A 12,044-nucleotide genomic window follows, 5' to 3' on the forward strand; every position below is an offset into this window, starting at 1 on the left:
CCTTCGCTGCATTCTAATTATTGTTGCTTCGCGTCCGTTACGTAAATCTCGCCTTCGTCGAAGAATACCGTCATGTTAAGCGACTCGCTGACGAACCGAACGGGAACCAGCGTGACGTTATTCCGTACGATCGCGGGCGAATCGAGATTAACCGTTTTGCCGTCCACGACGGCTTGTTTCTTATTGATCACGAGTTCGATTTTGCTGCTGTCTTTGGCGATGGTAATTCTGCCGTTCTTCTTGTCCCATTCCACTTTCGCTCCGAAGGCCTCGCTTATGAAGCGGAGCGGAACCATCGTCCGGCTATCCAGGGAGAAGGGGGGAACATCCAGCTTGAAGTTCTTTTCGTCCACCGCAGCTTCTTTAGAATTCAGCTTCAGGGATATCGTTTTAAACGGGAATACGGTAGTGTCGGTATAGATCGAACCTTGTTTGCCGAACTCGATCGGCGTAGATTTCACCGTTCCGAACTGCGTCTCGACTTCAATGACGTAGTTCTGACCGTTCTTGATCGAACCGTTATTGGTAGCATACAGATCGAGAGAGACCGTGCCTCGGAAGGAGCCGACCGGCGCCGTCTCGTCTTTGTTGAACTCCGGATTAATGATTTTATCTCCCTGTACGAGTCCCAGAAGCCAGCCGACGCCGGCCCGGTTGGTGCGCCAGATGCCGGCCGACACTTCTTTGCCGTCTTGATCGGTCGGGCGAAGAATCACGGCCAGCACTTTCGTCTTCTGCGCGAACGCCAGCTTCAACTTGAAATGGCCGTCTTTGCTTCCGTCTTCGCCGAATGCGGCGCTGCCGATTTTGTCCTGGTTCAGATCGGCCCAGCTGAATTCGCGAATCAACACCGGAGCGTACGAGGTAGCGGCATCCGCGAAAGGCGTGACCTCCGATTTGACGAGTCCTGCGCTCGTCTCGATCTCGAGATAATAATATTCGCCTTCCTTCATGCTGTTGTTGTCGGAAGCGTAGAGGTCGAATTGATTGACTCCCTTAAATTGACCAAGCGATTCTTTAAAAGTATCATTGATCGTTTTTCCGTCATGCTCGACGGCGAGCAGATACTTGCCGATGTCGCTCGGCTCCTTCCAAGATGCCCAGATTCCATGTCCGGTGTCGGTTCCTTGGCCGTCTGCCGTCTTCATCGTGATGGACTTGATTTCCGTTCCTTCGCCCGCATCGATCAGCAAACGGAGATGGCCGTCGCGCGTTCCGTCCGGAGCTCCCGTTTTTTCCAGAGAGATCCGGTCCATCTCCTTGTCCAAATACCGGAATTCCTTCACTTTCAACAGAGCTGCTGTACCATCGGCGCCAAAGGCCGCTCCGCCCATAGCCATGCCGTTGAAAGCAACTGCGATGATTGCTGCCGTTTGCAGCGTTCTGCTTAATTTTCTCATGATTGTTCCTCCCAAGATAAACTTGTTTTTAAACCTTCATTTACGTACGCGTTTCTACCACGACCTCAATTCCGTTCTTCGGACGCAAGGTCATGAGAGGCTCCATTTCGATCGGCGGATGTCCGGGCGTAAGGCGAAGACGATATCGTTGACCGATCATGCACAGAGCAATGACCATCTCCAGCATTGCGAAGTGGTTCCCGATACATCCCCGAGGACCGGCTCCGAATGGAATAAATGCGTACTGAGGGATTCGTTTGAGCAGATCGTTCTCGAACCGTTCCGGGCGGAAGGAGAGGGGTGACGGGAAGTACGTTGGATTATGATGGATCGCATAGGGACTGAACAGCACGGATTGTCCTTTTTTGAGCTTGATCGGTCCAATCTCCACGTCGCGGATGGCGGAACGTCCGGTGAAGAAGCTGGGAGAACGGAGTCTCAGCGCCTCCCACAGTACATTCTGGGTATAGGTGAGCTGCATATAGGTGACTTCCGTCGGAGCGGCTCCTTGCAGAACCCGGTCCCACTCTTCATAGAGCTTCCGTTCTACCACCGGGTTTCGCATAATGTACGAGAAGGCCCAGGCTAACGCGTTAGCGGAAGTTTCGTGCCCGGCGATGAACATGATCATCAGCTCGTCGCGAAGCTCCCGATCCGTCATGCCCTCGCCGCGATCGTTCCGGGCCTCCATCAGCACGGACAGCAAATCGCCTTTACCGGTTTCAGGGTTCGATTTACGCTGGTTAATGATCTCGTAAACCGCATAGTCAAGTGCCGCGAGAGCGGACTTATAAGCTCGATTCTTGGCAGTGGAGACAAACAGCGGAACGGATACAAGCGAACGCATCCGTTCGGCGCACATCCGGTTAATGAGTTCATACGGCTCGCGAATGGAACGCGAGTGTTCTTTGCCTTCTAAACTGAAGAGTGTTCGGGCAATGATCGCGAATGTGATATCCGAGATGTCGTCGGTAAGCATCCGGCTGCTACCAGGCTGCCATGTGTCCAATTCCCGTTCTACGATGTCCGCCATCTGTTTGGCATAACCCTGGATATGCGCTTTGGTAAAGTGCGGCTGGATTAGTCGTCTAACGCGTTTGTGCTTCTCTCCCGTGCTCGTCGCTACGCCATCGCCGACAAAGAGCCTCGCTTCTTGAAAAGCTTTTAGCTTGATAAAGTGCTCCTGCTTGGTGATCAGCAACTCCTTTAACAGCTCAGGATCGTAGATAACATACATCGTTTGAGGGCCGAACCGGATCTTGGCGACTCCTCCGTAATTCTTCTGCAGATCGGTCAGGAATCCCAGAGGATCCTTCCGATACGCCATCAGATTTCCGCCAAGCAAGGAACCTTTGGGTCCTTGCGGGACGGTTGTTTGCAATTGGGTACTCATTCCATATACTCCTTTCTCGCGCCGTAGCGCGTTTCCATGCAGCAGCTGTTGAACGCACGCCTCGACCGTTTTTTATGCTAATAGGGAAAGGATGGTAAAGTCGACGGACTATGAGTATCATTTTGCGAGCGACCTATTTGGGGAGTATGATAGAAGTCGTCGAAGAGAATGCGCGGAAGGAAGTGGTGCCATGAACATTTTAGAGGATTTCGGGCTGCGGCTAAAAGAACTGCGTCTGCGCTCGGGAATGTCGCAGGACATGCTGGCCGCCCGTTCCGGTCTGGATCGTACGTACATCGGAGGAGTAGAACGGGGCGAACGAAATATTTCTCTCAAAAACATAGAGCTGCTCTGCAACACGCTGGATATCGACATCCGTTATTTCTTCGATCAAGAACGCTTCTCCCTGAACTCGGCGCAACTGAAGAGGGAATTGGAACGGCCGCTTAAGGAGCGGTTCTTCTATCGCGTCGACTCGGAGCGAAATCTCATCACGTGGCAGGTGGTTGGCGCTCTATCCGTGGATGAGATCAAAGGAATCGTTGCCGAATTGAAAGCCGCCTGCCGACCGTTGAGACTGGGCAAAGTGAAGCTGCTGATCGATAACCGCAGAATGATGTCCAAGGGGCAGCCATTGGTATTCCAGCATGAAATCACGGAGAGATGGGAGGAGCTTCAACGCTGGTTCCTGCCCCGTTGCGAGGAGGTCGTCGTCCTATGCAACTCCAGGTTCATGCAGAACCAGATGAACCGATTGGCCAAACGCAGCGGGATCATCGCCGTGCAGAAGAGTTTGTTCCGCGAGGATGAAGAATGGCTGACGGCCGAACTCGACCCGATTTCGTACTTCGAATCGCGCTAGATCAATCTAAACTCCCGACTTCTCTTATTTTCCACTCTCCAATCCTATCGAATTCTAATCATCTATCAGCGCGGACGGACGCGGGTAAGTAACGGGAAAGACGGAGAGGGGAGGATTTCGATGCAGGATTACGCCGAGATAGCGACCAAGCTCGCGATTGCCTTCGCGGGGTTATGGGCAATGACGCGTCTTCTTGGCAAAAGGGAGATCGCCCAGCTGACGCCGTTCGACTTTGTTTCTTCCTTGGTGCTTGGCGATCTGGTCGGCAATACGATCTACGACGAGCAGGCGAGCTTCTGGAAGCTCCTCTTCGCGTTGGCGTTCTGGGCAGCGCTATCCTATGCGTTCGAGAAAATCATGGAGTTCGGCAAGCCGTTCCGCAGGCGTCTGGAGGGCAAACCCGAGCTGCTAATCGTGGACGGAGAGATCGATTTGGCCGCGATGAAGCGCAACAGCATGGAGTTCGAGGAGCTGCGAATGATGCTGCGGCAGAGGGACGTCTTCTCGGTCAGCGAGGTTGCATACGCCATCTATGAGACGAACGGCTCTCTCAGCGTATTGCGCAAATCCGCCTATGAAGAGGTCAGCCGCAGCGATCTTCATCTCGATTCCCCCAAGGCTGTCTTATCCAGAAGTCTGGTCGAGAAGGGGGTTGTTCAACCCCAAGCACTCGCCGCGATCGGACGGGACGAAACGTGGCTAAGCCGAGAGCTGCAGGCGCTCGGATTCGCCGATATTCGTACCGTTGCGTTAGCGGAATGGACGGAGGAAGGGAAGCTAGAGGCGATTCCGAGCGTGAGGAAGTCTTGTTAAATAGTTAAAACAATGAACGAATCCCCTAGACCAGGTCCGGCTTGACTTGCGTCTAGGGGATTTACGCGTTACGATGAGTCGATAATAGGCTTCTTAACGGGAGAATAATTCAATTGCAGCTGTTGACACGACACCAAACGGTGTCCTATAATCGAGTCGTTACCATAAGAGGTCCGGTTAGAGAGTCGACAGAACCTTAGGAGAGGGTGTTGTGAGCGAGAACAAACCGACACGGGATCCGTTTGACGCGATCGCTGATCCGACGAGGCGTCAACTCATTCGATTGTTGGCAGAGTCAGGAGAGGTGCCGCTTCATGAGTTAACCGTCCATTTCGACATGGGGCGGACAGCCGTATCGAAGCACCTGACCGTACTTAAAGAAGCTGGACTGGTAGTGGACCGCAGAGTAGGCAGAGAAACGCGATATAAGCTAAACGCTATGCCTCTTAGAGAGGTTCAAGATTGGCTTGCTTACTATACCCACTTCTGGACGACGAATTTGATGAGGTTAAACCTATTTTTGCAGGAGGATGAAGAATGAGCTTAACGTTAACTTTGGATTTCGAATACAAGACTACGATCGAGAAGCTCTGGTCCGCGTTAACCGATTCCAGCAAGCTTGCCAAGTGGACTTTAGAGAACGATTTTAAGCCGATCGTCGGGCACCAGTTTACGTTCCGGGCTCAGCCGTCCGAATATTGGGACGGAATCATCCAAGGCGAAGTGCTTATCGTCGAGGAACCGACCCGGTTGTCCTATACTTGGGCGGGCGGAGAGAAGCATACGGTCACTTGGACGCTGCAGGATCTAGGAGACGGCAAGGTTAACCTTCATCTGGAGCAAACCGGAATCTCCAGCCCTCCGGCGCTCAACGGAGCCAAGTATGGCTGGACGAATTGGAACAAGGAGCTGGAGAAGCTATTGGCGGAGTGATCGCCTGACAGCTTGAACCATAGAAATTACCTTTAACCGGCTGCAATCGGTGCAGCCGGTTTTCCTGCACTTCGGACTATGCACCCTAACTCTAAATGAACAGATTCGGAAGGGAGTTTTGTATGAGCGGTTCCAACCAGGAGTTTATCGTAATCGAGGGCGCGAGAGAGAACAATCTGAAGAACGTATCCTTACGCATTCCTAAACGCAAGATCACGATCTTCACCGGGGTATCCGGATCGGGCAAGTCTTCGATCGTCTTCGATACGATCGCCGCTGAATCCACGAGATTGCTCAACGAGAACTTCAGCATGTTCATTCGAACGTTCCTGCCTCACGTTCCCCAACCGGATACCGACGCGATCGAGAACCTGAGCATGGCCGTCATCGTGGATCAGAAACGGCTGGGCGGCGGCTCCCATTCCACGATGGGAACGATCACCGATATTTCTCCTATTCTTCGTCTTCTTTTCTCCCGATTAGGTCAGCCCCATGTCGGGTCCGTGAATCTGTTCTCGTTCAACGACCCCCAAGGCATGTGTCCGGAATGCAACGGAATCGGCCGCAGCTTGGCCGTCGATATGAGCAAAGCGCTGGACATGTCGAAGTCTCTGAACGAAGGGGCCATTCTGCTGCCGGACTATGGGGTGAACGGCTGGGAATGGAACATGATCGTGCAGGCGGGGGACTTTGACCTCGACAAGAAGCTGAGCGATTATTCGGACGAGGAACTGGAGCAGCTGCTGTACGCCAAGGCCAGGAAAGTAAAGATGGATTTCGCCGGCAAGGCGACGAATATCACGGTGGAAGGCGTCATCGAGAAGTTCACCAACAAATACATCAAGCAGGACTTGAAGACGAAGTCCGAGCGCACGCAGCGAACCGTGGCGCCGTTCATCACCGAGGGGGCGTGCTCCGGCTGCCGCGGCGCAAGGCTCAACCAGGCCGCGCTTAACTGCCGGATCAACGGACTCAACATTGCGGAGATGTCTTCCATGGAGGTCGGACAGCTTATCCGAGTTATTCGGGAGATTGATGAGCCTGTCGTCGCGCCGGTCGTGAAGTCGCTGACCGAAAGGCTTCAGCATCTGGCGGACATCGGCCTCGACTACTTAACTCTGGACCGCGAGACGGATACGTTGTCCGGCGGCGAATCGCAGCGCGTCAAGATGGTGAAGCATCTGAGCGGAAGCCTGGTGGATGTCACCTACATCTTCGATGAGCCCAGCGTCGGTCTTCATCCTCGCGACGTGCATCGATTGAACGAGCTGCTGGTGAAGCTGCGGGATAAGGGCAATACCGTGATCGTCGTCGAGCATGATCCCGACGTGATCAAGGTGGCGGATCATATCGTCGACGTCGGTCCTCACGCGGGCAGCCGAGGCGGCAACATCGTGTATGAGGGCAGCTATCAAGGCCTATTGGAGTCGGGTACGCTGACGGGGACCCACATGAAGCGCCCGCTTCAGCTTAAGCATGATTGCAGGCAGCCATCGGGCAAGCTGTCCATCACGAAGGCTAATCTGCATAACCTTCGGAATGTGAGCGTAGATATTCCGACCGGCGTCTTGAATGTCATAACAGGCGTGGCCGGTTCCGGCAAAAGCACGCTGATCAACGAAGTGTTCCTCGGCCAGCATCCGGAGGCGATCGTCATCGACCAATCGGCGGTAAGCGTGTCGACGCGCTCCAATCCTGCGACCTACACGGGCATTATGGACGACGTGCGCAAGGCATTCGCGACCGAGAACAAAGTGAATCAAGGCTTGTTCAGCTTCAATTCCAAGGGAGCATGCGAGAACTGCCAAGGGTTGGGCGTCGTCTATATGGACCTTTCGTTCCTGGAGAGCGTGAAGCTGCCTTGCGAGGTTTGCGGAGGCAGACGGTTTAAAGATGAGGTGCTCGAGTACAAGCTGAACGGCAAGTCCATTGCGGAAGTACTGGAGATGACGGTGGAGCAGGCGTTGGATTTTTTCAATTTAAAAGAAGTAGTGCGCAAGCTCCAGGCGATGAGCGACGTGGGACTCAACTACATTACGCTCGGCCAGCCGCTCAGCACGCTCTCGGGCGGGGAATGCCAGCGCATCAAGCTGGCGAGCGAATTGCATAAGAAGGGCAGCATCTACGTGATGGACGAGCCGACGACCGGCCTGCACATGTCCGATATCGGCCATCTTCTTGCCATCATGAACCGACTCGTGGACGCCGGCAATACCGTGATCGTCATCGAACACAACCTCGAGGTGATCGCTCAAGCGGATTGGATCATCGACATGGGGCCGGACGGAGGCAGCAAAGGCGGCCAAGTCGTGTTCGAGGGCACGCCGTCGCAGATCATCCATTCCGAGCAATCGATCACGGGAAAATACTTGAGGTAAGGCAATTCCAGCCGTTCGGCCATTGAAATCGCGATTTCCGAACTTCCATCTACAAGAGCCCTGTTTGCAGGGCTCTTTTGTCATTCCTCCCTGAATACCCTCGCGGAGAAAAGGACACGATATTCCTAAGATTGGTAATATCCGGAGGCTGTATGGATAATTTCAGGAGTCGATATCGCAACAGGCGTTACCTGGCGCACGTCAGCATTTTGGGAACAACGCAGCTGCATAAACGAAACCCGATTACGATAGCTTGCTGGTCTATGGCTTTTCCCGGTTTTGGTCATTTGCTCTTGAATAAGTACTTGCGCGGCTATGCTCTTATTCTGTGGGAGATGTTTATCAACCAGAAAATCCACTTGAATTTAGCCATGGTTCATACTTTTAACGGGCAATTTCAAGCGGCTCGGGACGTGTTGGATCCTAAATTCATGTCGCTTTATATCCCCGTTTACCTATTTGCGATCTATGATAGTTATCGAACCGCCGTTGATTTGAATAAAATTTACGTTCTCGCGCAAAGAGAAAACGGGCGTTTTACCGAATTCAGCATTGGGGCTCTGGAGATCAATTATCTGGATAAACGCAAACCGTGGCTCGCCGTCGTATGGTCGATGGGAATCCCGAGCGTAGGCCAGCTGTATCTTCATCGAATCGTTTTGGCTACCTTTATTTTGATAAGCACTATCGTAATCGTATGGAATTCCAATTTGATCTTGGGTTTACACTATTTGATTTTAGGGGACTGGAAAATATCGTTATCCTTTCTTGACAAACAATGGTTAATGTATTTCCCTTCTTTTTATTTTTTTACGGTCTATGACGCCTACGCGAATACCGTGGAAAATAACAATTTGTTTAATGACATTCAAAAAAAACTGCTTATAGAAAAATACCAGCCCGCCGGACATCTTATTGCTATTGGAGACAAAAAACATGCAGATTTTGGCCACGTTTGAATTCTCGACTCTCCTTGAAATAGCCATTACTGAGCTAGAAGAGAAGGGAATAACGTCCATTTACGCGGTTCCGCTTGATTTGCGCAAAAAAGAACCGAGACTACTCGATAATATCCACCGGGCGGATGGACTGTCGTTTATAGATAAAGGGATGATTTTTGCCTTTTTACTCTCTACCATCGGCGCCAGCAAAGGCTTCGTCTGGCCAGGCGGGCCTATCATCTGGGGAATTGCCGGTGCCTTGATCGGATTTGCGATAGGGGTCGCTCTGAGCTGGATCCTGTATCTGGTCAAACGAGATAAACATCAACTTCAAATTAAGAAGGGAAAAAAGGGAGAGGTCATTCTCATCGTAACGTGCGAAGATAATCAGGTGTCCGTGGTAGAAGATATACTCTGGGACCATAAAGCTTTGGGCATGGCCATAACCGGGTAGAAAAAAACTCGCCGCAGCATGGATTGGCGAGTTTTTCGTTGCTTAACCCACATTTACATCGATTCATTTCCGGTTCTTCCTTGATAAGCGTGCGCATGGGGCTGCCTTCCGTTAACGGTGGTGTAACCTTCAAAAAAATGATAATGTCCGCCGCCGGGCAAAGGAATAGCGTCGCCCGTTCTGCCTCGAATGAAATGCGTATGACCGTCATTAAAGGTCGTCTCCGTCTGGTACTCATGAACGTGAGGCACCCCGCTGGGAGCCGGAGCGGTGACTCCGGCATATTCATGGGAATGACCGACATCGAATGAAGTCACGCCGGAGAATGCATGAACATGCACGGGCCTTCCGTCCCACGATGTAATGTAAAGCTTATGAGAATGATGTCCGTCGGAATCATCCGAGCAATAAACCAAGCCTGATATCGGAATTTCCAATAGCAAGAATCCCCCTTCATTCTTGAAAATATTTGGATAGCGCGCTTACCGGCTGCTTTTTACATTATGTTGGCTAGATGCGGGTTGGTGCCTGTTCCGCAATATAACGATCGAACATTCAAAGGAATCAACGCGCTTCTAAAAGATGGCGGGTATATGACCAAGCAAGAACTTCATATCGTATGAATTGACTAGAACATGAAGGGAGGAATGACCCATGTCAGATGCATTTGTCGTACGATCTTTAGAAGAAATCAGATTTTGGTCGAGGATCATGAAGGAACACTCATTATTTCTTAGATTGGGGTTTCGATGTGAAGATACTCAATTGATTAACGAGGCTAATCAATTTTATTCCGTCTTCGAGAATATCGAAAATAGGGCTAATGCTTATACGTTCGGAACAGACCCTTCCGCGATCGTGAGATTTAATCAAGAAGTTCATACCGCGGTGTCCTTGATATGGGCTTTCAAGAGAAAAGTTCTAGGCTTAATCCTGACTTGTCAGCTTCCCGGCGCCAATAATTTCCCCTTACTGGTCGATCATGTGAGCAGGGAAGCCAATTACTTCCGAAATCGATTGGAAGAATTGAATCAAGGCCGGTTAGAGCCGTTACCGGATTCGATTATTGACGAGAATGTGTTTTTCCTAAGAATAATGGCTGACCACGCCAAATTTATTAGTCACTTGCTCGATCCATCCGAGAGGAAATTAGTCGAACAAGCAAACAACTTCAGCCAAGAATTCGACCAATTATTATTTCAAGCCAGAGACTTGGATTCTATGCGACCTCAATCGCAAACGGTGCCGTTACTCGATCAATTCCTGGATCAAAACCGAGTATCCGTTAAATCGCTTCGCGATTTTAAGAAAACGGCTCGGGATCTCATTGAAGCTTGCAAAATAAAAAGCATCATTCATCCCTTGTTAGCGGATCATGTTTTTCGCGAAGCAGAACACTTCCTTGTCATTATCGATATGTTCGAAAGCAGCCTGACAGGCAAACCGGTTCAAGCCATTATTCAATGATTGCCGTCACCGCAGAGCGGCGTTTGGGGGGGACCGAAAGTCTGGGTTCGCGTGGCGGGCAAAGGGGGGTCTACCTATAAGGACAGCCCTAGAGCGGCAGCCCGAATGCAGAAGTTCCGATCCTCTCCCCGGAACGATAGATTCGAGATCGGCTGAAAGTTCACTTCGGTATCCAAAGCCTTGCGGTTGATCAATGTACAAGCCCCAGGATCGCCAAGTATTTATAGCTAATCCTCCACAACATTGCAAAATTCCCCAAAATCGTTGACAAAATACCGAGTTATCTTATAGGATATGTTTTAACAAAACTGACTGACTAGTCGATCGGTTTTATGAAATCTGGAGGTGAAGAACGATCGCACGCGAGGAAGCAAACTCGAAAAAGAGCGAGGAGCGACGAAACGAGTTGCTCGGCATAGCACTGGAACGTTTCGCGAAATACGGTTATCACAACACTAAGATTTCCGACATCGTCCAGCAGGCAGGAGTCGCGCAAGGCACGTTCTATTGGCATTTCAAAAGCAAAGAAGCGATAGCGCTTGAAATCATCGATAACGGAAAAAGAGAAATCGCTAAGGTGATCGAACAGGGCTACAGAAGCCATTCGGGTACCGTTCAGGACATGGTTACCGCTTCGGAGTCGCTCTTGGCCTCGCTGTTCCGTTTTGCCAGTCAAAACCGCTATCTAATGGAGCTGCTATTGGTCGGTACGGGAACGGACGATAACATCCGGTACAAGGTCCATGAGACGAGAATCGAAATGGAAAAGGCCTTTCAGCGAAACATTGAACGGGCGATGGAGCTCAACATGCTGCCGCAAGGCATCGATTCCTACATTCGAGCGTCGCTGCTAGTCAGTCTTATTGAAGGAATCATTGCCAGGTGGTTGTTCGGTCCGACCGTCCCGGAGTCCCCATTGACCTCTAAAACGGCTGAGCAGTTGGCGGCAGAGACGGCACGCTTCGAATTTTTCGGGCTGCTCGGCATTTGATTATTCCCATCCTGCAGCATGAAAGGAACTTGATGATGATCTCAATCACTTGGAGCAACAGAGGATTTACGGTGAATAGCGACGGCGCTTATCAACCTCCGGAAGGCGCAAGCCAGTCCCCGATGGACATCTTGTGCGAATCGCTCGGATTGTGCGTCGCGGTGACGCTGGTCAAACTTCTCGATGAGGCCGGGAAGGAGAGCGACGGCCTGAAGGTTGAAGTTGACCCCCATAAAGCCAAAATCGGAGCGCCTCGAGTTGAAAATATGGAGGTTTCGGTCGATTTTCCAGGAGACGTGCCGGTAGAGGCAAAGGAAAGATTGCTGCTTCACGCTTCCCGTCTGTGCACGATAGGCAACACCTTGAAACGCGGTAGCGAGATTCAATACAACATTAAAACGTAAAGCGGGGG

The 12,044-nt window shown here is 51.3% G+C and carries 13 protein-coding genes; 10 read left to right on the forward strand and 3 right to left on the reverse strand.

Annotated elements, in window-relative coordinates:
* Positions 1–17: 17 nt before the first annotated feature.
* Both H7B67_RS25565 and H7B67_RS25570 read right to left on the reverse strand, forming a co-directional pair.
* Positions 18–1,400: a copper amine oxidase N-terminal domain-containing protein gene (locus tag H7B67_RS25565; RefSeq protein ID WP_185122723.1), complete on the reverse strand. Its 1,383-nt coding sequence runs from the start codon at positions 1,398–1,400 to the stop codon at positions 18–20.
* Between the two features lie 40 nt (positions 1,401–1,440).
* Positions 1,441–2,793: a cytochrome P450 gene (locus H7B67_RS25570; RefSeq protein WP_185122724.1), complete on the reverse strand. Its 1,353-nt coding sequence runs from the start codon at positions 2,791–2,793 to the stop codon at positions 1,441–1,443.
* Positions 2,794–2,983: 190 nt separating this feature from the next.
* Between H7B67_RS25570 and H7B67_RS25575 the strand changes: the two genes are divergently transcribed.
* The 7 genes from H7B67_RS25575 (at position 2,984) to H7B67_RS25605 (ending at position 9,174) form a co-directional block, all read left to right on the forward strand.
* A complete protein-coding gene (locus H7B67_RS25575) occupies positions 2,984–3,655 on the forward strand; it encodes a helix-turn-helix domain-containing protein (protein ID WP_185122725.1) in 672 nt (223 codons plus the stop codon).
* A gap of 120 nt (positions 3,656–3,775) precedes the next feature.
* Positions 3,776–4,468: a DUF421 domain-containing protein gene (locus H7B67_RS25580; RefSeq protein WP_185122726.1), complete on the forward strand. Its 693-nt coding sequence runs from the start codon at positions 3,776–3,778 to the stop codon at positions 4,466–4,468.
* Positions 4,469–4,679: 211 nt separating this feature from the next.
* Positions 4,680–5,009 (forward strand): metalloregulator ArsR/SmtB family transcription factor, encoded by a 330-nt coding sequence (locus H7B67_RS25585; protein WP_185122727.1) that lies wholly within the window; start codon positions 4,680–4,682, stop codon positions 5,007–5,009.
* A complete protein-coding gene (locus H7B67_RS25590; protein WP_185122728.1) occupies positions 5,006–5,401 on the forward strand; it encodes an SRPBCC family protein in 396 nt (131 codons plus the stop codon). Before H7B67_RS25585 ends, H7B67_RS25590 begins: the two co-directional genes overlap by 4 nt.
* A gap of 122 nt (positions 5,402–5,523) precedes the next feature.
* The gene (locus H7B67_RS25595) at positions 5,524–7,779 is read left to right on the forward strand and encodes an ATP-binding cassette domain-containing protein (RefSeq protein ID WP_185122729.1); all 2,256 of its coding nucleotides are present in this window, start codon (positions 5,524–5,526) and stop codon (positions 7,777–7,779) included.
* A gap of 152 nt (positions 7,780–7,931) precedes the next feature.
* Complete coding sequence (locus H7B67_RS25600) at positions 7,932–8,738, forward strand: hypothetical protein (protein WP_185122730.1); 807 nt, start codon at positions 7,932–7,934, stop codon at positions 8,736–8,738.
* Positions 8,716–9,174: a hypothetical protein gene (locus tag H7B67_RS25605; RefSeq protein WP_185122731.1), complete on the forward strand. Its 459-nt coding sequence runs from the start codon at positions 8,716–8,718 to the stop codon at positions 9,172–9,174. The genes H7B67_RS25600 and H7B67_RS25605 overlap by 23 nt, the downstream gene beginning before the upstream one ends.
* 53 nt (positions 9,175–9,227) lie before the next feature.
* On the opposite strand, the gene H7B67_RS25610 is transcribed toward H7B67_RS25605, so the two are convergent.
* Positions 9,228–9,611, reverse strand: a complete 384-nt coding sequence (locus H7B67_RS25610) for a YmaF family protein (RefSeq protein ID WP_185122732.1) — start codon at positions 9,609–9,611, stop codon at positions 9,228–9,230.
* A 217-nt stretch (positions 9,612–9,828) separates the two neighbouring features.
* On the opposite strand from H7B67_RS25610, the gene H7B67_RS25615 reads away from it, so the two are divergent.
* The 3 genes from H7B67_RS25615 (at position 9,829) to H7B67_RS25625 (ending at position 12,036) form a co-directional block, all read left to right on the forward strand.
* Positions 9,829–10,641 (forward strand): DUF2935 domain-containing protein, encoded by an 813-nt coding sequence (locus H7B67_RS25615; RefSeq protein WP_185122733.1) that lies wholly within the window; start codon positions 9,829–9,831, stop codon positions 10,639–10,641.
* Positions 10,642–11,047: 406 nt separating this feature from the next.
* Entirely contained in the window at positions 11,048–11,632 is a 585-nt protein-coding gene (locus H7B67_RS25620) for a TetR/AcrR family transcriptional regulator (protein ID WP_221468906.1), read from the forward strand.
* A complete protein-coding gene (locus H7B67_RS25625) occupies positions 11,629–12,036 on the forward strand; it encodes an OsmC family protein (RefSeq protein ID WP_185122734.1) in 408 nt (135 codons plus the stop codon). Before H7B67_RS25620 ends, H7B67_RS25625 begins: the two co-directional genes overlap by 4 nt.
* Positions 12,037–12,044: the final 8 nt, after the last annotated feature.

Origin of the sequence: Cohnella thailandensis (assembly GCF_014212135.1) — a bacterium.
In the GTDB taxonomy this organism is placed as follows: Bacteria; Bacillota; Bacilli; order Paenibacillales; family Paenibacillaceae; genus Cohnella; species Cohnella thailandensis.